The organism is Sediminibacillus terrae (assembly GCF_009602435.1).
In the GTDB taxonomy this organism is placed as follows: domain Bacteria; phylum Bacillota; class Bacilli; order Bacillales; family Amphibacillaceae; genus Sediminibacillus; species Sediminibacillus terrae.
Genome location: NZ_VZDQ01000027.1, coordinates 169,328 through 195,344, shown reverse-complemented (window position 1 = coordinate 195,344; position 26,017 = coordinate 169,328). Strand labels below are relative to the sequence as shown.

General features: G+C 41.2%; 30 protein-coding genes. All 30 read right to left on the bottom strand.

The window, feature by feature from the left end; genetic code table 11:
* Entirely contained in the window at positions 1–3,555 is a 3,555-nt protein-coding gene (locus F6X55_RS17910; RefSeq protein ID WP_153465145.1) for a Gp37-like protein, read from the bottom strand.
* Positions 3,556–3,566: 11 nt separating this feature from the next.
* On the bottom strand, positions 3,567–4,532 hold the full coding sequence (locus tag F6X55_RS17905; protein WP_153465143.1) for a hypothetical protein: 966 nt from the start codon (positions 4,530–4,532) through the stop codon (positions 3,567–3,569).
* Positions 4,533–4,548: 16 nt separating this feature from the next.
* Positions 4,549–5,412, bottom strand: coding sequence for a phage tail family protein (locus tag F6X55_RS17900; RefSeq protein ID WP_153465141.1), 864 nt, complete (start codon positions 5,410–5,412; stop codon positions 4,549–4,551).
* Positions 5,413–7,710 (bottom strand): phage tail protein, encoded by a 2,298-nt coding sequence (locus tag F6X55_RS17895; RefSeq protein WP_153465139.1) that lies wholly within the window; start codon positions 7,708–7,710, stop codon positions 5,413–5,415.
* A 39-nt stretch (positions 7,711–7,749) separates the two neighbouring features.
* Positions 7,750–8,076: a hypothetical protein gene (locus F6X55_RS17890; RefSeq protein WP_153465137.1), complete on the bottom strand. Its 327-nt coding sequence runs from the start codon at positions 8,074–8,076 to the stop codon at positions 7,750–7,752.
* A gap of 2 nt (positions 8,077–8,078) precedes the next feature.
* Complete coding sequence (locus F6X55_RS17885) at positions 8,079–8,540, bottom strand: hypothetical protein (RefSeq protein WP_153465135.1); 462 nt, start codon at positions 8,538–8,540, stop codon at positions 8,079–8,081.
* A 10-nt stretch (positions 8,541–8,550) separates the two neighbouring features.
* Positions 8,551–9,360: a phage tail tube protein gene (locus F6X55_RS17880; RefSeq protein ID WP_153465133.1), complete on the bottom strand. Its 810-nt coding sequence runs from the start codon at positions 9,358–9,360 to the stop codon at positions 8,551–8,553.
* Complete coding sequence (locus F6X55_RS17875; RefSeq protein WP_153465131.1) at positions 9,353–9,580, bottom strand: hypothetical protein; 228 nt, start codon at positions 9,578–9,580, stop codon at positions 9,353–9,355. Before F6X55_RS17875 ends, F6X55_RS17880 begins: the two co-directional genes overlap by 8 nt.
* 11 nt (positions 9,581–9,591) lie before the next feature.
* A complete protein-coding gene (locus F6X55_RS17870; protein ID WP_153465129.1) occupies positions 9,592–9,948 on the bottom strand; it encodes a hypothetical protein in 357 nt (118 codons plus the stop codon).
* The gene (locus F6X55_RS17865; protein ID WP_237648706.1) at positions 9,945–10,349 is read right to left on the bottom strand and encodes a hypothetical protein; all 405 of its coding nucleotides are present in this window, start codon (positions 10,347–10,349) and stop codon (positions 9,945–9,947) included. The genes F6X55_RS17870 and F6X55_RS17865 overlap by 4 nt, the downstream gene beginning before the upstream one ends.
* Before the next feature lie 5 nt (positions 10,350–10,354).
* Positions 10,355–10,714: a hypothetical protein gene (locus F6X55_RS17860; RefSeq protein WP_153465127.1), complete on the bottom strand. Its 360-nt coding sequence runs from the start codon at positions 10,712–10,714 to the stop codon at positions 10,355–10,357.
* Positions 10,715–10,718: 4 nt separating this feature from the next.
* Positions 10,719–11,138 (bottom strand): DUF3199 family protein, encoded by a 420-nt coding sequence (locus tag F6X55_RS17855; RefSeq protein WP_153465122.1) that lies wholly within the window; start codon positions 11,136–11,138, stop codon positions 10,719–10,721.
* Between the two features lies 1 nt (position 11,139).
* Positions 11,140–11,547 (bottom strand): hypothetical protein, encoded by a 408-nt coding sequence (locus tag F6X55_RS17850; protein ID WP_153465120.1) that lies wholly within the window; start codon positions 11,545–11,547, stop codon positions 11,140–11,142.
* 13 nt (positions 11,548–11,560) lie between these two features.
* Positions 11,561–12,649 (bottom strand): phage major capsid protein, encoded by a 1,089-nt coding sequence (locus F6X55_RS17845; RefSeq protein WP_153465118.1) that lies wholly within the window; start codon positions 12,647–12,649, stop codon positions 11,561–11,563.
* A gap of 15 nt (positions 12,650–12,664) precedes the next feature.
* The gene (locus tag F6X55_RS17840) at positions 12,665–13,072 is read right to left on the bottom strand and encodes a hypothetical protein (protein ID WP_153465110.1); all 408 of its coding nucleotides are present in this window, start codon (positions 13,070–13,072) and stop codon (positions 12,665–12,667) included.
* On the bottom strand, positions 13,072–14,289 hold the full coding sequence (locus F6X55_RS17835; protein WP_153465108.1) for a hypothetical protein: 1,218 nt from the start codon (positions 14,287–14,289) through the stop codon (positions 13,072–13,074). The genes F6X55_RS17840 and F6X55_RS17835 overlap by 1 nt, the downstream gene beginning before the upstream one ends.
* Positions 14,290–14,293: 4 nt before the next feature.
* A complete protein-coding gene (locus F6X55_RS17830; RefSeq protein ID WP_153465106.1) occupies positions 14,294–14,533 on the bottom strand; it encodes a hypothetical protein in 240 nt (79 codons plus the stop codon).
* Positions 14,526–16,811 carry a phage minor head protein gene (locus F6X55_RS17825; protein WP_153465096.1) on the bottom strand — a complete coding sequence of 762 codons (2,286 nt, stop codon included), beginning with the start codon at positions 16,809–16,811 and terminating at the stop codon, positions 14,526–14,528. The genes F6X55_RS17830 and F6X55_RS17825 overlap by 8 nt, the downstream gene beginning before the upstream one ends.
* An 18-nt stretch (positions 16,812–16,829) precedes the next feature.
* Positions 16,830–18,452, bottom strand: a complete 1,623-nt coding sequence (locus tag F6X55_RS17820) for a terminase large subunit (RefSeq protein WP_161993114.1) — start codon at positions 18,450–18,452, stop codon at positions 16,830–16,832.
* A gap of 1 nt (position 18,453) precedes the next feature.
* Positions 18,454–19,125, bottom strand: coding sequence for a hypothetical protein (locus tag F6X55_RS17815; protein WP_153465092.1), 672 nt, complete (start codon positions 19,123–19,125; stop codon positions 18,454–18,456).
* A 159-nt stretch (positions 19,126–19,284) separates the two neighbouring features.
* Positions 19,285–19,704: a DUF3908 family protein gene (locus F6X55_RS17810; protein ID WP_153465090.1), complete on the bottom strand. Its 420-nt coding sequence runs from the start codon at positions 19,702–19,704 to the stop codon at positions 19,285–19,287.
* Positions 19,705–19,717: 13 nt separating this feature from the next.
* Positions 19,718–20,155 (bottom strand): hypothetical protein, encoded by a 438-nt coding sequence (locus tag F6X55_RS17805; RefSeq protein WP_153465088.1) that lies wholly within the window; start codon positions 20,153–20,155, stop codon positions 19,718–19,720.
* 54 nt (positions 20,156–20,209) lie between these two features.
* A complete protein-coding gene (locus tag F6X55_RS17800; protein ID WP_153465086.1) occupies positions 20,210–20,437 on the bottom strand; it encodes a hypothetical protein in 228 nt (75 codons plus the stop codon).
* Positions 20,438–20,511: 74 nt separating this feature from the next.
* Positions 20,512–20,955 carry a hypothetical protein gene (locus F6X55_RS17795; RefSeq protein ID WP_153465084.1) on the bottom strand — a complete coding sequence of 148 codons (444 nt, stop codon included), beginning with the start codon at positions 20,953–20,955 and terminating at the stop codon, positions 20,512–20,514.
* A 193-nt stretch (positions 20,956–21,148) separates the two neighbouring features.
* Positions 21,149–21,640, bottom strand: a complete 492-nt coding sequence (locus tag F6X55_RS17790; protein ID WP_153465082.1) for a sigma-70 family RNA polymerase sigma factor — start codon at positions 21,638–21,640, stop codon at positions 21,149–21,151.
* A gap of 416 nt (positions 21,641–22,056) precedes the next feature.
* Positions 22,057–23,199 (bottom strand): hypothetical protein, encoded by a 1,143-nt coding sequence (locus F6X55_RS17785; protein WP_153465080.1) that lies wholly within the window; start codon positions 23,197–23,199, stop codon positions 22,057–22,059.
* A gap of 14 nt (positions 23,200–23,213) precedes the next feature.
* A complete protein-coding gene (locus tag F6X55_RS17780) occupies positions 23,214–24,485 on the bottom strand; it encodes a hypothetical protein (RefSeq protein ID WP_153465078.1) in 1,272 nt (423 codons plus the stop codon).
* A 68-nt stretch (positions 24,486–24,553) separates the two neighbouring features.
* Positions 24,554–24,760 (bottom strand): XtrA/YqaO family protein, encoded by a 207-nt coding sequence (locus F6X55_RS17775; RefSeq protein WP_272914952.1) that lies wholly within the window; start codon positions 24,758–24,760, stop codon positions 24,554–24,556.
* Between the two features lie 67 nt (positions 24,761–24,827).
* A complete protein-coding gene (locus F6X55_RS17770; protein WP_153465074.1) occupies positions 24,828–25,394 on the bottom strand; it encodes a hypothetical protein in 567 nt (188 codons plus the stop codon).
* Positions 25,395–25,431: 37 nt separating this feature from the next.
* Positions 25,432–25,962: a hypothetical protein gene (locus tag F6X55_RS17765; protein ID WP_153465072.1), complete on the bottom strand. Its 531-nt coding sequence runs from the start codon at positions 25,960–25,962 to the stop codon at positions 25,432–25,434.
* Between the last annotated feature and the right edge of the window lie 55 nt (positions 25,963–26,017).

Genomic DNA, 26,017 nt, shown 5'->3' with positions numbered 1-26,017 from the left:
CTAACATTCGAAAATGTATCGCAACACCACGTCGTTTAGTGGGGCATTATTGTTACCGTCATTGCCCCGTATATGGTCATTATATACGTAAATATATTTGGCGCCATGATCTAGATTATCACTATTCGGGGTTACGAAGTAACATCCTCCGCCCTCCAGTGACGTCATTCCGAAACGTTTGGGTATTATGCTGAATACCCAGTTAAAGTCATTGGAGCCAGAGCCAACGTCATAGTCGGACCATACTAGAATCCACCCAGTTTTGCATTCCGACAGCTTCTTGGATGGATATGCCTCTTGATCACCCTTAGGATATATGGACCCAGACCATAAATGCTCCATTAGGGTGAGATTTATTCCCTTCCACTGTAAGTCCCCACCATCAGATCCCCATGGAACCTTGAGTATGACATTATCCTCGTAATCCTGTATGTTCCAATAAGCCCCTGCAGATGCTGATGGTGGTGCGTGTAGGTTTCCGTATTTATCAAATGTAGCCCCAGACAAATGCCCGAATCGCACACCCTCACGCAGGGTTAGATCATCTGTACCACTCAAGAAACTATATAGACCTTCCTCTGGTGCGTATATCGACGGATATTTACCCATCACCAGCTGTGCGCCATCAACAGCATGCCAATAGTTGTTTGCCCCCCAGAATACAATGCGGACCGATACGTAATCTACCAGATCGCTTTCCCGTGAAGCAGGTATACTGAAAGTAGTGGACCTACGTACGGAGCTATAATCGCTTGGCACTTCTGGAAATGTGGTTTGCTGGAAAGTCTCGATAATAGTGCCGTCTATGTCATCATAAAGTTGTATTGATATGCGCGGGCGTGCTCCGGCCGATACATTCCTCTGTCTCCTAAAATGGGCACTGACAGAATATACAGTATCCACTTTGAATTTTCCTGCAGGTATAAATTGCGACACATAATCGCTATTACGCACACATATATTTTGGTTGCCAAAATCTACTGTATGGCTATTGTTGTCCAGTCTTAGCCCTACTCTTGGCGTGCCATTGCTCTTCCATAATGAAGATCTGACATTATTGCTATCACCGGAATTATAATCCAACCACATATAATCATAATTGACATTGCCATTGCCCCGTATCAACTCGAATGAATGATCTAGTATATAATTTTGCAAGCTGGCGATATTGTATTCCATACCCGATGTGCTATCCTTAAGCACGAAATTGCCATCCACTACAGATACATTACCGAATGTACCGCTAGGACCCTGCAATTCCCCACCGAAACGTACATTGCCATCGTCATCTACGACGAATTGGCCATTACCTACATTCAAACCGTTTAAGGACTTGATATAATCGGCTACCAACCAATTAACACCGAATGAAGTATTGGTGTCCACTATGTTTGGTCCCTGTGGACCCCGCGGACCTTGATCGCCTTCTGGACCCTGTGGTCCTGTCTCGCCTTCTATTTTCGCCCACGTGTAGTCGGAAGGGTCTGTGGACTCCGTTGCTGTCGTCTTGTTATGCGCCAAACCGATATATCTTTTACCGTCTGGATAGTTTGACATCCCATTTCCGTTTACATCATCAGCGTAACGTATCCAAGTAAAACGTGGCTGTCCATCTTCTCCAGGAGGGCCTTGTATTCCTTGGGGGCCTGTCTCGCCTTTTTCACCCTTATCACCTTTATACTTCGACCACGAATAGTCAGCAGGATCATCGCTCTCCGTTTGCTCTACATTGTTGTACGACAGTCCAATGTATTCCTTTCCATCTGGAATGTTCGACATTCCATTGCCCTGCTCATCGTCAGCATATCGAATCCATGTATAACGAGTTTGGCCGTCTGCTCCAGGAGGACCCTCAACCCCTTGCGGGCCTTCCGGTCCTTGTGGTCCTTCTACTTTCGCCCATTGGTAATCAGCAGGATTTGAGGACTCAACGGCACTTTCATTATTATATGAAATCCCCATGTAGGATTTCCCCGTTGGATTATCGCTCATTCCGTTTCCTAGCTCGTCATCAGCGTACTTTATCCATGTCCAGTACGTTTGTCCATCTTGACCAGGAGGACCTTGCACACCCTGCGGACCGCCGGGACCTATTTGCCATGAATTCGTTGCTTCGTCCCAACGTTTCCATAAGTCCTGGTCCGGATTTGAAGTATCAATCCATATTAACTGTTTATTCTCAGGTTCAGTCGGACCTCGATAAAACTTCTGCTCTGCATACTCTTCCGTATGCTCTTTGGACTTTTTTAAATTCTCTTCGGCTTGTTTAATACGTTCCTGTTCTTCTTTTGTCAGTCCCTCATTCGTATATTTTATAGATTTTTCTAATTGAACCTTTGAGTATTTTACGGGAAACTCTTGTTGTTCTACACCTGTAAGTTCATCGAACCTCTTTTTTATTTTCGTAATGAGAGTCGGTTTAGCCTCCCCGAACGTTCCTTCGAGTGTAAAACCATTCACTTCATGAATTTCCTTTAATTCAACGATTGGTGCAGCAAGCATAATCCCCCATTTTTTGTTTAGAATTGTTACCCGACAACCAATATCAAAGTCAACTTCATATTCGAAAGGGGTTTTAGCGATTGGCTTACCGTTAGGAATTCGATTAACTTCTTCTGTTATTGGAGTGAAGATTTGTGCTTCAAAGGACAGAAGTCTTCCTTTTTCTAATAACTTTTGCTCCCCTCGTTCCTTAAGTTGATGTTCAACTTCCTGATTAGTCTGCTCCTCGTCCTCACTTCCGATATCCCGAGCGTCAATAAAAGTTTCAATTCTTTCCAGCCCTTCTGCTTCTTCACCTACTTGAACTATTATCCTTTCTTCCCCTTCTCCAGGGCCTCCTACATATCCTACATTTTTGTAATCTTTGTCACTATCGGTAAATGACTGATCTTTAATTGTCCCGAATTCTGGAGAGAACACAACAGGGGTAAACCCTGATTTGTTTCCCTTCGTCAAGTCTTTCATTTCCATAACATCAAAAATGAATTTTTTGTTAGCCGTATCTGCATATACTGTCCAACCTAGCCCTGTCTGCTTGCCAATTGTTTCAAACTCGTCAGACACTACTTTAAACCGAGATTCCCAAGCAATGTGGTCACCACGGTGCTTATTAGGAGCAACTTCTATCATAGGCATTTTTCTTTTAGGATCCTCTGGATTAACAAAATGCTTTTTCACATAGTGCTTCATTACCGTTTCTGCATCACCACTTTTCCGATCATAACCTCCGGCATCATCACTACTTGGAACTGTTTGCCTTCGACTGATTAACCCATCTAACGTATAGCCAGTAATCTTCCAGTTTTCTGATGCTTTCCCTTTCTCATCGAGGGCAATCTCCCTAGTCAGAATGATTCCGGCTTTGTTTGCTTTTTTATCCAAAACTATTATATTGCCTTTCTTTAAGACTTCCGCACCGTCCATATAACGGTTAATATGCAGCTCAAACTCACCTTTTCCATAAAAACTTCTGGGGAACTGTAAACTTTCATATCTCTCAAACTCTTTTTCTAAATCAAGGTATGGAGTGTACACTCTAATAGGTCTTTTCATTAACTCCCTCCTTATGAAAGTTTAGCAACTCTTAGGCGTATAAGGTTTGGCGTTACAGGGTCGCCGCCAGTATGGAATACTATGGCTTTGAATTGTACTTCATCCCCTGCTTGCAAGCGATCTATTCCACTAGCAATCACAAAGTTATCATTCGATGAATCTAACACTTTCGCAACCATAGGAAAGGCTTCTTCTCCGTTGACGTAGACATAAATCTGAACATCAATTCCAACAGGGAAAGATATACCCCACCAACCGATTTCTGCCCAAAAGCTATAAATGCCCCTTGCTCTTGCAATGAATGTGGAATCAGAATTAATTTCACCTTGTGTATCTTCTATAATAGTTCCCCACGGAACCTCTCTTACTTGGCTTTGTTCAAATGTTACGCCTTGCTCGTTTATAGACTTGATGAAGGACTGATTAAGGAACGATGCCGTCCCATGTTCATCAATGGAAAGCGCCCTATAAATGTTATGCAATGGAATATATCCACAAACCGAATCGATTGTTCGTTCATCGGTTATCTGATAATTTTCAATATAAGATTTTCCCGCTTCGATTAACACTTGGGCTACACTCAATTCATAAATATAGCTGCTCCTAGTAAGAGACGGCGGAGTTGGGTTCGTACCCGGAATCCCCTTTTTAACATATGAATAGGTCTTTCTTTGAGTGGGAGTATTATCGAATGCAATAACTATGCGATCTATACGGTCGGTGTCAGGCTCCGCAATATCATGAATTAAGTCTTTGGCTGCTGTGTTTTCGTACATATAACCATTCGCAAATGCATATCCAGCTGCTAATGACACAGTCATATTTTGCTTTGATGATACAGCTAAGTCATCTAACGTATTTGTATTGGACACGCCATTACCGATAATTTGGGCATGAAATCGAGCGAAATCTCCCGCTTTATACTCATAAGCAGGTCCGCCTTCAGGCGTATTAAAAAAGTAGCTTCGTTCTACCATTAGTCTTTATTCCCTCCTATATTCCTACATATCTATTCTTCCAAGCGATGGATGCAATTGCGTTATCGGTTGATGAATCAGCCACATAACTTATTTCGTTCTGGCCAGGGATCAACTTAAATAGTTCCGAATAATCGTCTAAATAACCCCACGCCTTTTGAATAACGCTTCCATTGAGATAGATTTCTACTCTTTTGTTTTGTTGATTGGTATCTATATGCAAAACCTCGTCAGCAGAAAGTGTCCTCCAAATCCTTATATAATCTCCAGTTGTACGATTTTTTACCATCGGGTTACTTACGGGTCCCTGGATATTAATTTGAACTGGTGTTTCTACGTCTCCCTCGTTATAAATACTTGTAGAATCACCCTCAACCCCGAACTCTACTGGAAAATTGAAAGGAAATGTGAACCTCCCTTCATAAGCCTTTAAAGCTCGCGATACTTCTTGTGGGTCTTTCCAATATGGATCATAGCAAGTCAAAGAGACAGAAGAGGTCTGCTTTAATGGTGTCCTGTTCCCTTTTCCAGAGGGAAATGTAGGGATGCTATCTGCCTTTCCTTTTATGACTTTTGTTTGATAACCATCCTCATAAGTTAATGTTCCCTCACCAAGTTTAGGGTTGAAAACCCTGGCCAATGTTTGTCGTAATCCAGGCAAATCCCCGGGTGTGTTTGCCTTAATCGAGACAGTAAATGGGATGACCCTTTCCTCCAACCTAGAATCAAAAGGAATAGAACCATCTTGGTAAGGTGCTTTTTGTGACTGGTTATCAGCTTCCACATCACCTAACCCATCGATTGACGTTAAAAAAAATGGAGCCTGGCTCCCTATTACAATTGATTCCCCACGTGTATTTGTAAAAGTAATCTTTTTCATTTAGTCCAGCTCCAATGCTAAATCTCTTAACATCTTCTTTTGTCTTTTCGTTGACTCTGCCGGCGTAGACTCAGCGGGTGTAAAGTAATTGTGTATGTCTGCTCTCAAACCTTCTCCTCGAGTAGGACTCATCAGGCCAGCTATCTTTTCGCCAATAGCACCTAACACCTTTTTAGTTAATGGTAAGGCAGCTTCCGGTCCAGCTTCACCGAAGCCCTTCAATCCACCAGGTGTGTTGAAGATCGTCGGACGAGTAAATAGCGCACCTTTTGCATACCAATCAACACTTAATTTAGGTAACCCGTTCTTAATCCAATCCTTAGGATTTAAAGAGGCATTAGAAATCCCAAAGTGCGGAAGTTTGATTTTGGTTGTGAAATTGCTGAATGCTGATTTTATATCGCTGATCCATCCAGTCACTTTGTCCTTGGCAGTACGAATCGGATCCATAACAGCATTTTTTATTTTCTTAAAGATCGATCTAGCCTTAGAAAGAATGGACTCAAATCGGTACCGTAATCCAGTAACCAAACTTTGGGCTCTAGAAATCACATTGGAAACCATGTTGCTTATGGTTGATCGAATTGCTTGGCCAAGGGAACTGAAAATATTCTGGCCAAACGCTCTCATTGTGTTGAACTTATTTCGTACACTTGTAGCAAATTTCACTATCGAGCTAATCACTTTGGACACAAGTGATTTTATAATCGCAAATACTTGGTTATTTAGATTTTTGAATATCTGCACCGCTTTAGTCCAAAGACTCGAAAAACAAGAAATAGCTTTTGTAGCAAAAGCCTTGATTCCACCCAGGATCCTGCCAAACATCATGAGGTTAATAAAATTCCAAAGAAATTGGACAGCACCTTTAAAGAGCTGCTTTACACCTTCCCACATTTTGGAAAAATCGCCAGTAAATAAGCCGGCAAAAACTTTGATCAAGCCCATAATGATATTTAGAGCCCCGCGGATAACGCCCTCTATATTTGTCCAGACCATATTGACTATGGCCATAACGGCCGGCATGACCGCCTGTACAATGGTTAGTATAAAACCAAAACAATTTTGTGCCGCTGCTATAATTTGCGCTCCGTTTTCTTGCCAAAATTGAGTGATTTGGGAGACGATTTCACCGACAAACGAAACAATTCGCTGGAGCAAAGGCTGTATAAATGGCCATAAAACAGACCACGCTTGAATGACAATTTGCGACATTATCTGAAACCGAGCTATTGTACTCTGTATAAAGCCATTTATAATCTGCTTGATGAGATTTATTGCTGCAATGATTTGCTGAACCATCGAAGGGGATAATCCTAGTTTTAGTAACAAGGACGATCCTTTTGCCGTATCGCCAGTGAATAGAGCGAACAAGGCTTCCAGACCCTCTTTAGCCATACCTGCATATTGAACAAATTGGTCAAAGCCTGATTTAACACTGTTAAAGAATCCCATGATCTTACTGGCTTTATCTTCCCCAAAGGCATTGGTTAAAGTGTCTGCTGCCCCTTTTACGTCTCCTTTCGCCATCGATGCAACAGCGCTCATTACAGGGACAACTCTTTCTAGTCCAGTTTTAAATTTTTTAAATATAGGTCTCGACCATTCTCTTGCAATGGTTCCCATTGAGTCCTTGGCATTTGAAATTAAACCATTGAACGTCTTTGATTGAATCTCCATCCCGCCAGAATATCGATCTTCCATCAGAGCGAACAGAGCCTCATTAAATGCTTCCATGTCCGTGATTTGTCCCTTGGCGTTCACTACCTCGGATTTACCCATTTCAGCTGATTTTTTAATGAGCATGTCCTTTGTGATGCCAAACTCTTTTAGTCGTTCCAACTCCCCTGTCTGGGCGTCTGCTACAGCCTCAACAGCTTGCATAAGAGGTTTCCCCATTACTGCAGCCATGTCACCGGTTGTTTCTAACACATCTTGAGCTTTAAGACCATAAGACTCCAAACGAACCGTAGCTTCCATAATATCCGGAATTTCGAAAGGAGTTTTTGCTGCAAACTTCTCAGCCCAAGCTAATGTCTTTACTGCTTTTTCGCTGTCTTTTAATACAACAGCGAGAGTATTCCGGTACTGCTCCATCGAAGCATTGGCTCCGATAGTAGAGCTGCTTGCCCCGCTTACAGCCCTACTAATTCCTTGAAAAATCGCAATACCACCGGCTACACCTGCAGCTACTTTTCCTGTACTCTTCAAAAAACCAAAAAAGCCTTTTGTCGTTTTTCTGGCCTGGCTGTCATCTGCAGTAATTTTTACATTAGCCGATCCAACGTTATTAGGCATATTTCCAACCTCCCTTCTTCCAAAATAAAAAGCCCGAGATTAATCCTCGGACTTCCACCACACTCCGCTTACATACTCAGAATGCTCGCTATTATTTAATTGTTTTGCTGCCCGTCTAATAGCTTCCTCATAGTCTGGGAGCATAATATTATCTGCGTTTTTCCCTTCGTTAAATACGCCCTCAATAACTAAGGAAACACCTCTAAAAATGTTGTCTATTTCATTTTGTTTCTCCTGATATTTTTCTCTATCGGCTTGTTGATATTTCCTGCCTAGCCATTGAGGTGTTTTATCTAAAACGTAATCCTCTGTATAGCCAAAGTGAGAAGATACGATTTCAACCTTCTCAACTAGATCATCAATCAATTTCAGCCATTCGAGATAGGGTTCTGTATCGGTGCTTGAAGGTTCTCGTCCGGAGCTTGAGGTCTGAACTTTCTCATCAGCTTCCGGACGTTCGTAAAAGCCTTTTCTATGTCTGTTTTCTCAACATAGGTCGTGATGATTTCAAGCGTATCAAAGGGGTCTATTTGCAATGCTACTTTATCCGGAATATCTAGTAGGATAGACAAAATATGAATGATTTGCTCTTCCTTCAAATCTTCTAGAACAATGGCTACCTTCTCCGCTTCTGACAGGTCAGGATCAGCAATTGTTTTCTCATACTTGTCATAAATTTTATATCCGTCAATCGCCGCAAACTTCGCAATTCGGATAAGCTTTAGAGTTGATAGACGGGGGATATTAAAAAGTTCCCCATTTGAAAGTGTAACGGTGGCTAGTGGTCCCATATCTAGCGATGATAAATCAGCCATTTTAAAATTTGTCATGAATATCCTCCTATCTCACCTGGTCGATTTCGTAATAAACATTTTCGTCTGTTGGTGCAGTATCGTCAGGATATGCTGCCAAATTCAACGGCAGATACCTGGTGGCTTTCTGGAAGTTCTGCTCCTTGTCGTCTCCGGAAACTTTACATTTACGATACACGCTCATATAAAGCGAACCATCTTTTTTCTGGTTAATAAGTGCAAGCATAATCATTGGACGATCTTCTACAGCTCCATATCCGATACGTTTGTACCCGAGTTCTGTAATGGGCGTCACTTCGTCCGTCGCTGTATAAGACGTATTTAAAGGCTCTGCCAAATAGATGGAGTCGCTAGATACCTTACTGATTCTCTTGATTTCTTCGCCGATTTGGAGCCATCCACCCTCGCTAAACTCTGTCGTACTTGCAACTTTTAAGGTGGTAGCACCTGCAGCAACATCATTTGATAGCGCAGCTGCTGTACCCGTTTCCGGTGGCACCTCTTCAATGGTGCTGCCAATTAGAGCCAACTTTCTATTTTCCACCGTGTTCTGTGCAAGCTGAGTAGATAAAGTGTGGTTCCAACCAGTGATATCATCATCAATCGGAGCAATGGATTGGTCTACAGTTACATCTTCTGTTTCAAAACTACGGTTTACAGTGATACCTTCATTAGTAGCCCCAACATCTGTCCAAGGATCATTCAAATCATATGGGGATGAAAGGTTCATGACATCGCTGATTTTTGTTGGCGCCTCTGTTCCATAAGGGGCCCAAACTAACCGCCCCGGACCGCCAATCACTTCCGCCGAATTCACATTATAAATATCGTTAGGCATTTCCCTTCACTCCTTCAAATTTCCAAGTGGGATTATTCAAAAGCTTCTTTGCTTCTTGTTCCGTCACGTCTTTCCCTACAATAAGAGAGTCACCAGGATAAACAAGTAAATCCGCCTTTCGCTTATCCTCTCTTTTAAAGCGTAAATAAAGAGCCCCATTACGCTCATTCCTGGGGCCCTTGCAAACAAGTTTCGTTATTTTCTTTTCTTTTTCAGCCAAAGTTGTTCACCTCACCCTTCTAAATGTTCTAATCGCATATAGCACCAAAACTCCGGTTTTCCAGTGTCGTCATCTATGCTGGGAATAGGATTGGAATCTCTTATACAGGATATAACTCTTATTCCTTCCATCAGGTAAGCGTAGCGTTCTAACAGATTTATAGCTTTGGCCATGTTAAGCTCAGCGTCTATGTCAGATTCCGCTCTGCTAATCACCTGGATTCTGCTATAGCCTGTACCGCCGGCAGCTCTCAACAAGACGGCCGGATAGGTCTGTTCTCTCGGGAAAGAATTGCCGATTACCGGAATCTCCATCCTTACATCCAATAATTGAACTGCAGCTGGTATTGGGCTCACATAATCAATCATCCGAACAACGTCCTTTTAGCCTGCGTTTCTGCCACTTTGCCCATCCTATCTTCTGCATCATCTAAGGCCCTGGCGAGTATGTTGTACCGTTTTTCCAACTCTGTAGCATAGGACACATTGGAGCCTGTGCTAAGGACAGTCTTGCTGCTTCCTTCGTCTAATTGGTGAAGGACATCCGCTTCGCTTGCTGGAGATCCGGTATTATATCCAATAGAGTTAACATACAAGCCTGTATCAATGTGGTCATCGTTTCTTGTGATTAATTTAGCCTCATCTGCCCATACTTTGCCTGCAGCCTCCACCATGTTTTTTCTTGCCTCCCCTAGCTTCTCCGGGAACTCCCTTCGAAAATAGTCATAGGCTTTGCGATCAATCTTCATATCAAATTTAATATCACCCACATCGATTACTCCTTTTCCAAAGTGATTTCGTAATGATGAAGCGAAGATCGTTTATAGACCGGAGCAATGTCTTTCACTTTATAAACTCCTGGATAAGTCACTCTACCTGTCTTTTTTTCTTTGATGTCTTTAAACTTATGCTCATCCTGTATCTCAACGTCTCGATCGACAAACAGAATAGTTTCTACAATGATGTCTGTTCCATACTCATCTCTTGAAACGCGGCGCTTCATTTTATCTGCGCGACAACCCAAACCCTCTACTACAGGAACAAAATCTTTAATCGGCCTGTTATATTGGTCAGTACCAACACTCTGTTTTTCCAGTAGCTTGCATTCCATGTTCAGAAGCGATTTAAATCTCATCCTGTCACCTCGATGGACCAGAAACGCGAAAAAAGTTAGGAGCTGTAAAAGCAGGCTTTAAATCCTCTAAGATATTGTCCAGTTCCTTAATTCCGGTTTTTTCACCTGGTACTGCATTTTTCATGGTTGTAAGATTTTTGAGCTGAAAAGAGTATGACCCAATGGACTCTGAATCATAAGGGCTAGTTAACGCTTCTTTGATATCTGGCTGGTCCCAAAGCCATAAATAATCTACTAGATGAGAAGTAGCAACTTTTAAATCTTCTAGGATGCCAATGTCTTCTTCATTCGAATAATCTACTCCGGTCGCTCGGAATATCCATCTTTCAGCCCTCAATATATAGTTTTCCAGCTTTTCATTAGAAAGAGAGGAAACCTCTTCAAAAGAGGCCCTCTCCTTAACTTCTTCTGCTGTAGCAAACATGCTACTTCACCTCGATGATAAACCCAACATCAATTCGATCTTGCAATTCCGATGAAGGGTTTTCCGGAAGCTCTTTCACCTGTTTTCCGGCCAAAGTAAAACCCTTCTCCGCGTATTGGGTGGAAGGGTCTTTCAGTCGGTACTTTTTCTTTGAAGCAGAATCCTGTTGTTCCTTGTTTACGGATTCGTTGCTCTTTTCTGTGTTGGCAGAAGAAGTATCTGCAGTATTTGCTTCGGTTGTTTCCTCGGATTTGTCATCATCGCCATCTGCGCTGCCTTTTTCTTTTCGGAGTTTTTCCTGCAGATCCTCCAGTTGTTGAACCGTGTAGTCTTTGTTCAATTGCTCCGCATTAAAATTTTTTTCTGGAAACTCCTCAATAACTTCCTTGATTAGATCTGGTTTGGCCATTGGTTAACCCTCCTTATCTAGCTTGATCAAGATTTACAATCATCCTGGCATTTTTGGAAAACGGAATATAATCGGTGGACTTGGAAGCATAAGAGCCCTCCACCTGTGTTTTAACGTTACGATCATTTTCAACCGACAGCCCTTTGTATTCATATTCAGCAAGCGCGAAATCAGTATCAACCAACATGATGCGATTGTCCGGCATTTGGTCAGATACAAATGGCTTGGAATTAACCAGTTCAGGGATTTGGCCGTTTTTCAATTCATTCAAGAAGATAAGGTTACCGCTATCTTCTTTTTGAGAGGACCACTTTTCTGCAGTTGTCAGGTTCATTACAGCAAGTTTAGGTGTAAATCCGTACTTATCTTGCATGTACTGGCCGGCATACCACATATCGGTCAACTTGAAGTCATTTGCTGTCTTAACACCCAGTGTAGGAGCAGCATCTGTACCATCTTTGTAGTAACCGTTCAAAAGACGCTCAACCGCAAGATATTCATCTGTCCGCCCCATCCGTTGGCCACGCAATTGCAAATGCAGCTGTAGCAAATCGATATTCATAGACTTCGCTTCGTCAGTGATCTCCACACCAGAACCACGCTTGTAAACCCGAACTGTGTGCTTATCATCCAGCTTGATAACAGCTACTGGAATAGGAGCCGCTTGTCCAACCAGTTTGAAGTCCAGTTCTTCTTTATCAGGGTCCTCCATGGTGTAGTAGCCATATGTCATTTGATCAATCGGAATAGTCTTGGCAATCAACTGGTCAGCACGGCCAGCTTTTTGGAAGCCCATACGGATTCCATCTTCGATGATGGTATTGAACAATGGCTTTGTATTGTCATTCTCATACAAGCTACGGACGGTCTCAACACCGAGGTTGTTAATCCCAAGGGCTCGAACAGCATCCTTCAAAGTTACGCCCTCGTCTTCAAGATAAGCTCGGAAAAGGAGGGAGCTATCTTCCCTGGCAAGGGTATCTCCCATTACCGATAACCTTTTGTCATTCTTGGCAATATCCTTCATACGAGATTTCAATGCTGCACCCGTCTGTAATTCAACTGTGTCTCCGCGTTTGTTTTTAATTTTTTTGAATGGCATTCTCTATTTCCTCCCTTATGGTAGTAGAACTTCAACTTTAGATTTTCCTGCATCAACTAGAGCAACGTAGGTACCATTATCAACTGGGTTTCCGTCTACATCCGCCGCTCTTTTGACCCCGCCGTTTCCATCGGCAACAATAGAATCACCAATAGAAATGTCACCGCTATAAGTAAACTCATTGTTACGAGAAAAACTGTAGGCATATGCCCCTAGAGGTTGATCTTTGCTTTGAACGGCATGCTTTGCAACCAGCTGAATAGCGTCTCCGTCTTGGCATTTCAGGACCTGGTACTCTCCAGAATTATCTAGCTTTAAAGGTGTTCCTGCTGTCACGGGATTTTCTTCTGTTGCTTCAACAGCAAATACAGTCAGTGACAAGCCATAATCATCTGGTACAACTCCGCCTTTTTTAAACAACATTATTTACCATCTCCTTCATAAGTTTCTGAAACCACTACATCGTCATCACTAGGGACTCCAACTCCACGAGTTCCTGGATCATCTACCTCTGTTTGACGACCAGGTGTAAGACCATCCTTGGCCAAACGATTATAGGTTTCAATTTCGTCTTTGATGTATTCCAAGTCAGCTGTCCGTGTCAGCATCTGACGGTACTTTTCCTCGTTGAACTTGTCACCTTGCGCACGTACCCGGGCTTTCACAGCTTCATCAACGGTATCAGCAAAATACTGACGGCCTTGCTCCGCTTCTTTTTTGAGAGCCCTAACACCCTCTACGGTGGCCGCTTCCCCAAGTTCATTCCGTAGCTTAACGTCATCTGGTTGACGGAATGTTTCTCCCTCCCCGGATAGGACGTCGTACACTGATCGCTTTTCGAGTTTCCCTTCCTGGATTGCTGTTCTGATTTGATCTAATAGGCTCATATCTGTTTTTTCCTCCCTTTTTGGCATAAAAATAGCAGTGCTTCCTCTCTCAAATCGAGTCTGGAAACGCTGCTCTAACTTCGTGATTTTTTCTTCTGGTAATTCTTTCTGCTCTACATATTGCCTTGCTTTGTCGATATAGGCTCCAGGTGTTGAACCTTTGTAAACAGTAGATACTTCTCTGAGTCTCGCATCGACTACCCAGGCAAAAGACATTCGCCCTTCTTCGTCTTCGAGACCTGGTATATGTGGACATTCCCAGTCCCACAAATCTCTGCCACAGGATCCGCATCGATACCATAGCTTATTACCACCAAAGCCTACTGACATATCACGAATGATTCCGCCTTGAATGGCTTTGACAGTATCATCAGTCTTGTTTCCATTCAAAGTTAATCCTCGAATGATGTACCAGCTGCCACGAACAGAATTATAATCATCTCCACTTTCGGTAGCCGGCACCAGAATGCCTTCATAGGAACGGCCATATGGATTGGTGAAAATATTATGACCTTCTTGGAGTGCCACACCGTTTTTCAAGTCCTCTGAATAGTTCCGGAGCGTTGTTACTGGATCCATTTTTGTAAAAAAAGAGTCCATTCGGTCATTGGAACAATTGCCAGAAAAAGCGAAAATATCTTCTTCATTCAGTGGGTTTAAAGCAAACCGATTAATTTTCTCCATATCCACGTCCTGGTTATCGTCTACAGAAAGACGCACAGGCAAATGTAGCATATTAGTTTCTTCTCCCAACTTCTCACCCCCTTTCAGGTACTTTTATAATCCTCTCCGCCCTGTGCTGTAGGCCCTCGTTAAACTTGCTTAAGTCCTCAGCATTGAAGTCGAATTCTTCGGCCAACGTTTGGATTGCGGCTGTCACCAAAGCTGCAGCCATGTTTTCCTGATGTTGTTGTGCAAATCTAGGCAATTCTTCAAAGTTGTTATACTGTTGTTTTTTCTGGGCTCGTTCGGTCCTCCGTCTTTCTGCTCTATTCATTTAGCTTCGCCTCCAAATCATCTTCCTCGCCTTCGAGGATCCTTGTGTAAAAACACCGGCACTGGATAGTATTCTCGGCCGAAGCTCCATGAGAAGTATCGCCTGGGAACATCAACTCTTCACCGCCAACAATGAAAGTCTCCTCAAATCGAACCGTTTGGCCGTCAGCTGCAGCATGTGCATCCCGTGTATTTGGTTGGTGAGCACTATGCCATGTTTTTCCGATAACCATGCCAGATTGATAGTCTCCTTGGAATTGCCCTGCCCTGGCAGCAGAAATCATTTCAGTTCTGGCAATAACCGCTGAACGTGATTCGCCGAAACCGTAATGGACTTCTAAAGCTTCTACAGCCTTGGCGATACTGTAGTTTCCCTCTTCCACTACATCCCAAAGTGTCATAATCACATACTCGTCAGTAACGCCTTGAATTAATTCAGCATCCCTTCTGGATCGTGCCTGCAACCAAGTTAGCAACTGCTCATCTTTTTGATCAAATTCAGCCTGTGGATCAAGTTCCAAGATCGAAGCTTCACCAGCTAAAATAGCCGCCTGTTCTATCCAGTCGCGGCCTTCTTCATCCCATAATTCCAACTGTTCTTCGGAATCATGGAGGATATTCACTTTTACCCACTCTTTAAAAGCCTCCGGAATCTCCTGTCTGTCATCATCTGCCCTATTTCTTTTTAAGAACTGATAACTGTCAACTAAGACCCGTGTCGGTGGAGCGTCCGCCTCTTCTATTCGTTGGATATATGTTGCTTGCTGGTCTTGCAGTATTTCATGAAAAGCCTTCTTGGCATCTGTTGTCAGTTTTGCTACATCGGAGGCCCAGTCGGTTTCAAGTTCCTTCGCAAACTCATCCTCCTCATCCGTATCGGCCCGTGAGGATTTCGTTTTAATAGTTCTCGCTGCGTTTCTGCTTTGGCGAGACCTGTTAGTCCTGAAGGGAGTAGAAGGTGCCTGCGGCTCTCCTACAGCTTCATGTCCGACTGCCGATACCGCTGCTTCATCATTATCAATCCATCCCTGTTGTACCTGCTTAATCAACATATTGGTCTCTGTAAGAGCGGCTTGTGCTTCTTGCCGTCTATCAGTTGTCCTTAGCTTGTTGAAGGTTAACCGAGACCTAGCATTTATACCATTGACCCTTAAAGATAAATTATAAGCCCGCTCCATGACACGTTTAGTAGCCCTCTGGATGCTTTCAATACCGGCAACATAGATTTGCCACTGCACGGTACCATGTGTTTCTGTAGTCCCTTCATTCCTCCCCAGAAGAATAGGAAGCTGCTTCAAGGAGGTTACGACTTGCTGATTGATTACATTAATTATCTTGGAAACATCCATCGATTTTCCACTAGTTCCTCCGACCATGCTGACCTTAACAGCATCTTGATGAACGAAATTATCATCAGGCTTTAACTCTTTAAAGCCTTTCTCAATGTTGTCGATGAAGTCATTTACAAACCTTTGCACCGCTTCCGGGCCTTTCGCAGCTACAGATTGAGGTAGACTATTCATGATTGCCTCTTCAGCAATTGAGATATCATACCTAGCATGACCTTGGTGATGGGCGACAGCCTTTAAATCTTTCAAAACTTCTACCTGAAAGAAAATAATCTGCAGTACAGGAAGTATTGGACTTCTCCCATATGGATCACCGATGTCTGGATCAATAGGATAATAGAATACTTGCTCCTGATTAAGTATTTTGTAAGTACCATCCTGTTGCCGTTGTACCAGGTCCATTTCCCCTGTTTCCTTGTTCTTGCGCCAGTCAAGTGTAGACGGGTCCACCGCATGAAAATCTACAACATCATTTAGTCCCTCGTTAAGTTCCACCTCGAGGGCAATGGCTCCCTGCGTGTAACCAGTAAGGTTAAGAACGTTGATAAGTTGGTCTGCTCCGCCCCCGTATAGCTTTCCAACACGTTTGGCCAAATCATCCAAGATATTTTGCCCTTGTTTATATTGAGCTCCCGATGGCTTCAGACACTCTAATTCGTGCCCCTGGTTACCTAGCCGAAGAAAATTCCAAATGGCCATCGATGCGTCAGGGTTAAGGTCCCTGATCAGTTGCAGGGATTCCATTACATCTTTATTTCTCAACTGATCACGCCTTACAAGGCCCTCATACCAACCAAATTGCTTTTCCCACTTGTCGGTTGTCGCCTTTCCACTTTCCAGTCGAGTTGCAACAGCTTGGCGTAATCCTGTGAAATACTTTTTTGCTTGCCTTTTGTTTCGCCATGCCCGGTATGTTTGTATTGGTCCCATTCATTCACCACCTTTCAATTACCAGCCGCCAATACGTGGAACCGTAATATATTTCAGCGCCGGCATATACTTCCTTAGTTGAATAGCAATGGCCAAGGCCATCACCAAGTCATCGTGACAACCTGACTGTGCCTCTTCCCTTCCCTTCTCATTTACGATGAAGGTAAATAGCTCATTTAAAAGCGCTGGGCTGTTTAGTATCATCGATTCCTCTCTCATGACTGTCCGCAAATCAGACATCATAATTGGTCGGGTTTTCTTATCAGTCGGCCAGCCTGGTACTTTTTTCTCCTCGCCATTTGCAGAATCATAATCGACATGGTGATATAGATTTTCATAGCCAACCTGGTTGATTAACGTATTAAGAACGGAGTGGCCATGGTTATTCCTCTCCACCCCAATTAGTGCCGTATTGTAATACCAGCCGGCAACGGCCAACTTCTTCCCGAAGATATCGGGATCCCAATGCCCGTGTATCTCGGCAACTTGTTCGTTGGTTTCCCAATCGATAACATGAGCTGCTGAATAATCTCCATTCGCTTTCCCTTCTGCCACGTCACTGGCAAGGACATATCGATGTCCAGGTTCCGGCTGCTTGAATATCTTAAGTTCCGGACTTGAAGAAGTGGTCTCATAAACGCTTCTGCTTTCATAATCAATTTCATAAGCGCCATAAGGATTGTTCTGTACCTTTTCCAGCAGTACCTTCAGCTTGCTCATATTAAAAACAGGACGGCCAGAGCTTAAGAAGCAGCTGGTATCGTCCTCGGGATATTCCTGAAGGAAACGTTCTTCTTTCGAGAGCCCGTCCTTCTCTGGCATTTCGGATATCTTCCAACGGCGCCATTTCAGTTGCTCCGGAGTAAGATGGTATTGATCTACAATTCGCTGCTCCTCTTTTGTTGGGGACAGCTTCTCCCCTTTCTCAAGTGACAGCTGATAATCCGGATGGTCAAACCATCGATAGAAGTGCGGTTCCCATTGAACTTCGCCCGCCTTCGCTTCCTGATAGGTACGATAAAAATAATTCCCCACACCATTTGCTGTAGTCTCCAGGACAACACGGCCATCTCTTGGTACCGCCTGCAGCAACCCAGTCATTAGTGTTTCGGGATCCGGCCAGAAGGCTACCTCGGAACAATGGAGATTGTTGATTGTGGAACCACGACCGAAGTCTGTACTCCCTGCGGTACCCACATAAATCCGGCTATTTATGGATTCAAAATAGTATTCCTTCCGGTTGCCGTACTTAGGCTTGCTTCTACCGTCATTAAGTTCCTTTTTCTTTTGTTCAGGCAGGCTGTTATACATAAACTGGACAGCATCAAATAGCTTTCTTGTACTGTCTGCATCATGTGCAATAATGACGGTTGTGGTGTTTGGTGTGTTAATCGTATCGTCAAAAAACTCCGCCAATATGAGCGTGGAAAAACCCAACTGACGAGGCTTAAGGATAATATCCCTTTGTGTCTTATCCTCCCAATAAATAGCCTGAATAGGATTGAATTCTAAATTGATTACCTCTTTGTTTTTTGTCCGAATAAACAGCTGCCTATTTATCCGTTGCTTTGGCGTTAATGTTTCTTTTTCTGCAGTATGCTTTGCTGTTTCTTTTATTCGATCATGGATATTCGCTAACACATCAGCTTTCACCCCTTAGCTGCATCTGCTGGTCAACGAGCTTTTGCATTCGAGGATTTGCAGCAACCTTCTGGATGGCTTCCTGGTATGCTTCCTCATTTGCCTGTTGAAATAAATCCATAAAAAGAGAAAGGTACTCTTGAACTAAACTAAATTCAAAAGCCCTTTCCCTTAGGTCAGCTAGGAACTTGCTGTTTTCCCTCAGCTCCCTGTTCAGTGAGGTGATCTCCGTTACCTTACGACTTAACTCTCTTGTCATGGCTGATTGGAATTTTTCTAATTGGTGAGTAATGTCTTCTTCAGCCATCAGTTTTTCAACTACCTGGTTCACCAATTCATCCATCCGATCATTCACAAATTCCGGTAAGTCATCCAGCAACTCGAAGCGCTCTAACAGCTTTTCTGTCGTCTTATACTGGATCTGTATAATGTCCAGCTCCTGGTTAACTGTCTTCAGGACGCGCCGGCGATCCTGTTGGATGACCTCCTTCTTTTGCTGCTGCTCTTTATTCTTTAAAGATTCGACATATCGGGCAATTGCAGTATGAGAGATTTTCTCTCCGGCCCATTCCGAGCACTCCTCTGCAAGTTGCCTGACTGATTTCCCCTCTTTCATACCTGCAGCAACAATCTCCTGGCAGCCGTGTTTTTCGATTTTATTCTGTCTCGGCATGTTCCGATACACCTCACTTTGTAACGATACATTTTAACGTTACAGACCAGACAACGATGGGGACATTAGATGAAGTTATTATTCTAACGCCTTGTATCATTGTCTCGTTTGTAACGTTACGCATAGAAAAAAGCACCCCGGTTGGGATGCTGAAAAGATTTACGCCTTCAATAAATTATATATTGATAAGATATTATCCCTGCATTCTACTTTTTTGTTTCCTAAATCCTTATCACTATCAAAGGTATAATTCTTCCCATCATTAAATATAACCTTCATCCAACCTTGACCATTAGCATTAAAAATTAGCTCTGTTTCTGCTATGTCTCTGAAATTCTTTACAACTGTTCTAACTGCTCTTTGTTGGTCAAAAGACATTTTAGTAACCCTGTCTTCTTCAAATATATAAATTTCCACTTCATAAAACTCATGACCACCGAATAGGTTCTTTGCATAAAATGCTTTTATCTTTTCTTCTTCTACCAGTATTTCCAATGACTCGAGTTGGTCATCAATTCTCAAATCGCTAAAGCTGCTTTTTCTCATTAATTCTTTAAATCCTTGATAATCAATCCTCAATCTTTCAACCCCCTTACAACGTTGACGCATTAAATAAGTACTGGTATATTTCATCAATCGATTCAGCTAAATCACGAGAATGACTACTCTCTGTATCCGTGGACGAGTCTAGCTTTATAGGATTTCCTATTCCTTCGACAGATAAAAAAAGCTTTCGCTGAATCGTGAATCCTGAGCTTACTATCAGTTCTAGCTCTTTAATTCGATTATTTTTTATGGTCAGGAAGCTGAACTCGCCATCACTAAACTGAACTATGATTGTTTGATTTTCACAAAAGAAAAACAGTTCCATATTCTCATCTCTGTATATACCTTTTGGGTAGAAATACTTTAACTTTGCTTCTAGACCTAAACGTTCAAATGTCTCTACGAAGTGTTCTAATACCCTAAGATTTATACTGTTTTCAATTGAGACATCAGATAGCAATGTCTTAAATTCGCTATACTCCATATTTCTCACCTCCCTCCTCGTCGAACTACTTCGACAAAAAGGGAGTTTTTTCCTTTAAGCTCCCCATATTTGCGAAGCAATATACAATGAAAGAACAGAACCACCCAACACACAAACAATCGCTATCACTCTCACTAACTCTTTAACAATGCCTTTAGGTATAACTGAAATAACTATTAAAGCTATCACACATAATACAACTGCTGTTATACCCATAATAATAAAAGGGCCAGTGACTTCCCATAATTGGGACCAATCAAATAACTCTACCTCAAAATCCATAGTATCCCCCCTTATTTTATATCGGAGGATAGACACTTTTATTAAAAGGGAAAGCCCCAATTGGTACACTTGTTTTATTCACCAAAACCATAGTAATTTTTAATACCAATCCACATCGTTTTTCCATAGGTTATTAGGCTGTCAATGGTCTGGATATCACTATTTAATTTATTTGCTTTATCCATTACTTCTCTGTACTTAATGTCTGCCTCTTCCTCAGTCCTTACGCTTGTTATCTCCATTATACTTTTTAAAACTTCTAAAACTTCTTCTTGGTTTTCTTTATTCTTTTGCACAACAGATATTAAATTACCGATATCAGCAGTATTGCTCTCTATATTTTGTAGTGTTTGGAGGACTGCTTGTTCATAATCATTCTTCATCTTTAAGGTTTCTTGTGCAACACTTTCTAATAATCCTGTATTAACCATACTTGCCACACTAGGAAGTTTAAAATCTTTTGGTACCAAAGGTGTTTTGAAATCTATTTTATTTCTCACATCATCAATATTGGACATTTTCATACCTCCCTTAGCTCAATTTTACACCAACAATAGGAAGCTTTGTACTAGTTGTTATTAAAAGTGAAATTCTAATAACTAACATATTAAAATTAAATACTTTAATAGACCTCCCGGTCTTATTCTGTAATTCTATTTATATTTAGTGCTCTATCCAAAAGCCCTTTCACTAATAGGTGGCAAGTGTACGTCATTTGTACGTCAAACTAAGCGATTTTTTTAACTTTTTTTTTGCGCGTTCGACATATTGTTGCACTGTACGTCTGCTGATGCTTAATAAATCAGCGATTTGCTGATAACTGAATCCCTGAGCCATATGCATTAAATAACATTCTCTTTCTCGGTTGGAGAATTCCAGCAGCACGTCCACCAGACGTTTTTTTGTTTCTTCAGTTAATTCTGTACTTACGGGATCGAAGGAAGGCAGAATATCCATTTCCATATAGGCTGAACGCTGGTAAGCAGCTCGCCTATCCAGCCCTCTGCGGTTACCTGGTCGACGGCCTTTTTTTAGCCAATCGAGTGAATAAGTCATATCGTTAATCATACCGTTCACTAGCTTCCTGTCCTCTTTAATTTGAGGACTTTTGCCATCGAGGGATTGCTTTAATTTTTCTAATTCATTGCGGCCACTCTTATATTCATCGATCATATCATCGATCCAAGATTTCATTTCTTCCATCCCGCTCCCTCCTTGAATAACTCCTCTGCATATCTACTTCTGGTGACAGGTTTAGATGTATTGCCAATCCGCCGGTATTCACTGTATTTAAAATAAATGGAGTATTTCATAACAACACCCCACTTAGGACAAATGCAGCAATGGATGAAAGGCAAATGAGTGTTAGATTCAACTTATTTTCTTTACTGCTCTCTTCATCCGAAACGATGTAACAAAATGAAACGATAATGACTAACATGAGTAAAATCTGAAATGCAATAATCATGTAAATCTCTCCTTTAGTTGCAAAAATTAGTATGAAATTGCAATTTGGTTGCATTCGCAATAGCCTTTTGAAAATATAAAAAAAGACACCAACTAAGCAGCTGCATGTGCAACTTACTTAATCAGTGTCCTCAGGCTTTCCTATCTTGGACCTATGAAATTATTTGAAAATAGTCTTTAGGAATTCCTGTTACTTGGTTAATAAAATGAAAAATAGACTTTAAACCAACCTTGTTTTCCTCAAACTTAGAGCAATAATTTAGAATTTCTTTTTCGTTATAACCCTTTTGATTTAAGTCGTATTCCATTAGTAGAAAGTCCATACTTCGTAAAATATCATAATAAGTAAACGGATTTTTTATAACTCTGGATAGCAAATCTTTTAGTGCTTCAAAGTAACTTGGTGGCGCGATATTTATCATATCTTTATCAAACGAAAATTTTGTGTCCGGAAATTTATCTCTTACCAACTCATAAGCCAAAGAATAGGAAGCCTTTAAGATTTCATTTCTCCTTTTTAATGGAATATCGCTGGAAAGAAGACCATCAAGAAGCTGTGTATTTCTCTCTTCTTCAGAGAAAAAATATAATTCTCTTGAAATGTTTAGTAATGAAAGAGTAAATAATATAATTAATTTATATATGCTCCACATAAAAGCCTTTGAATCCTCTTCTCTCAATGAAGGGGGGGTTTCATTATTTATTGTCTTTAGTGCAGTAATAACTTTTTTCACTTGTGAATAATAGTCAATTGCCCAATAGTCTGATGAAATAAAGTTAGCTATATCTTTGAAATGTTTATTATCTGGTGAATTTAGCTGAGAGAAAGTTTTAATTTTATTGTTCATAGTATCAGGATTCCAGGAACCCTTCCAATCATCTTCTCCAATACCATAGGATTCTTCAATTTGAGATAACATATCCCTATCAAATATTTGAATAGAAGAATCTCTCGCAAAAGTTTTTACTGTATCTCTAATTCTTTTTGTAATAAAAATCGCATCATCAGCATCGACTTCTTGTTTAACACCCTTTATCCACGAAATTCTTTCTAATGGCTTCGTAAACCCACTTTTGCAATCCAACCAAACTGATTTTTTTCGAAAATCTTTATGTATATAAACACCATATACATCTAAATCAGTTACAACATCATATGCATCTTTCAAACTACTTTTAACTATAACGCCTTGAGTAGTGTAGTAACCCATATGAAATAACAATCTCTTTGCTCTATATTCTAAGTAGTCCCCTTTATTAAATCCTTTTTGTTTTTTTCCTTGTTCTTTAGTCATAATACCTCCCCCAATTAAATAGTTTCGCCTCTCACCGTTCTAAGTAAGTGGTCTGTTGCTTCTTTTATATTTTCTGGTGATTCGCTATAAGACATTCGAATTTCCTCAGGTGAAATGAACTCGCCCTGTGTGTTAAACCTGTTAGCGTTAATAGGTTCAACTTCTGTTTGGATATCAAAATTTGGCTCGTTTATTATCTTCAGAGCTGCCTCCCCGACATCTTTTTTAAGTAATCTCATAAAATATTTTCCTTTAGAATCTGGAATTGTCTCTATTATTCCTTTTTTCTCTAAAAGTATGTAATCTGTACCATTGGCGGAATGCGGACCTACTTTATCTCTATCAATTAAAGCTCTTAAAAATGAATTCAGATCGTGAATCTTTGAATACTGAGTATATCTTTCACTAAAACGCATAGACGCCAGAAGTATTTTAACATCATCTAGTATATCGTCATTATATAAACCTTCACCTATAAGGTTAGAGCTAAAACCAAATTCTTTTTTGATGCCTCTATTAGTTGCTACTATAGTAGGGTTTATTATTCCCGTTTTTAATGCAAGGTTTAATAAATTTGGTGCTATCGGAGGTAAATCCTCAATGGGAAACCCTTGTTTCTTTTGTATAGAATCTATTAGAGCGGTTAGATCATCTTTATCAGCTATATCTAGATCCTTGATGCCATAAGCAATTTTATGATGATTGGTCCCCCATACATACTCGTTACTATATATTGGTTCCTTACCTTTATCAAATTTTTGAAGCAATTTAAACTGTTGTTGTATTGCACATGAGATTTCTATATCCTGATCTGAGTAACCGAGCTTATGAAGTTTTTGCATCAACTCTATTTCTAATTGAGGTAACTTTTTTGTTTCACCTAAGGAATGAACCGCTATTCTCTGAATATCCGATGGATTTTGGTATTCAAAAAGACTGCCGGATATATTAAGTACGTCCTCATTAGTATATACATATTCTTCTATTCCTATAATCTCATCATAGGTATTTCTTTTTACTTCGATTTGTTTATCAGAAACTTTTTCCAATACCGGAAGAATATTGTTTAACTCAAATCCTCCTATACCAATAGTTCCTGCCATTTTCTTTAATTTTGGCATTGATTCTATTTTGTTGTTACCTCGTAACATACCAATTAACCGACCTGCTTTTCCAGAGACATGAAGAGCATCAAATTCGTCAAAATTAGCGCTATCACTCTGATACTTTTTTAAGTGTTTTTGTGTTGCAATTGACCAATAACCCACATCTTGTGTACTACTCACAGGAAATCCCTCCCATTTTTTGTATGGGTCTATTATAAGATTTCCTGTGGAAATTTGTCTATTTTGACTTAAAAAAGTTCCCCTTCCTCAAATTTTATTTTAGTCGTTTTTCCTTTAGCTGTCTCAATAATAGTAGAACCATGTTCAACTGCCTCAGTTACCTTTGCTCTCCCCTGTACGCCGTCTAAAATTATAATTTTCACTCTCCCTCTCTCTATTTGCTGTGGAGCAATCGACATTGTTTCTACTTCTACATTTAATTCTTTAGATCGCACGTAATAATCCCCCATATTATATAAATGTTTAAATTGCCGGGCGTCTGGTCGTTATTCATCCAATAAATCACTTTACTTCTGGTCGAAAGTCACTTCCTGGATGAATACTGAGTGATATCGGCTGCTGATTGTCACGATGTTTTTCTAATATTTTGGTAGCTTCAGCCCAAGAGCATTTATATTGATTTTGAATCGATCGGCCATAATCGCCCCATTGCTGCTGCACTTTCTTAAATGCTTTACTCTTCGGGCTGGAAGTGCAGTGAACTGGTGAGATAAGATCTTCCGGAATGAGCGCTTGTACCAGGATATAACCACTGTTTTTCTCTCCCGTTTCTTCTGGTTCGATGTCGAAAATACTTAGTTGCAGCTCCATATTTTCGATAGGAGGTTGTTCCCCGGTTTTTTCGAATGTGATTGAATCTACTTTATCCGGAGGTTCATTAGCTGCTTTTTCGACCGTTGAGTCTTCAGCTATTACTTCGAATCTATCAGCTTGGAAACATCCAAAATGCGCGCCCTTTCTATTGAATTTAGAAACATAGAAAGCTGTAGCGCCGTTCGGAAAAATAAAATATTCCTTATTTTCCTCAAGTAACGCTGATTGTGACGGATCTACACAAATACCTTTCAATGGTTTTCTCTCCCTTTGTAACCGAGCCGGCACTTACTTAGTGCCGCTCACTTACCTCCTGGTATTCTTCAAAGGCCAGATAAACATTTCCGTCGTCGTCTTCTTCTCCCCACTTGCCTGTAGCGCTCTTCAAGTGGAGCTTTTCATTACAGCCCGGGCAGAACGTATATCGAAATCCAAACTTAACGTATCGATGAGATTCCGTATCACATGAAGGACAGTTTATTTTAGCCCTGCAGTCATTCTCATCCCTGTGGGCAGGAGATTCGCTTGGACGGATTAATGGCAGTTGTCGATTCCTTGGACGAAAAGTCTTCTCTATCATGTCGTCCAACGGATCCACTTGGTTCTCTTTAGTCTCCTCTTCGAGGGGTCCTTTATTTGTTTTAACTGGCTTTTTAGGCTTTTCCTGAATCGTTATTTTTGGAGCAGATACTGTTCTTTCACCCTGGTATGTATCCAGGAACGAGAGTGCCTTATTGATTGCCCCTCGTTTCAGTTCTTCCCCCTCTTGTTCCATCTTGATGACAGCGCTCTGCTGCTTATTTTTAACCCTGATTTCCAACATGGATTAGACCTTCTTTCCCGATTTTTCATCGTTATATTTTTGAAATTCTATCCGC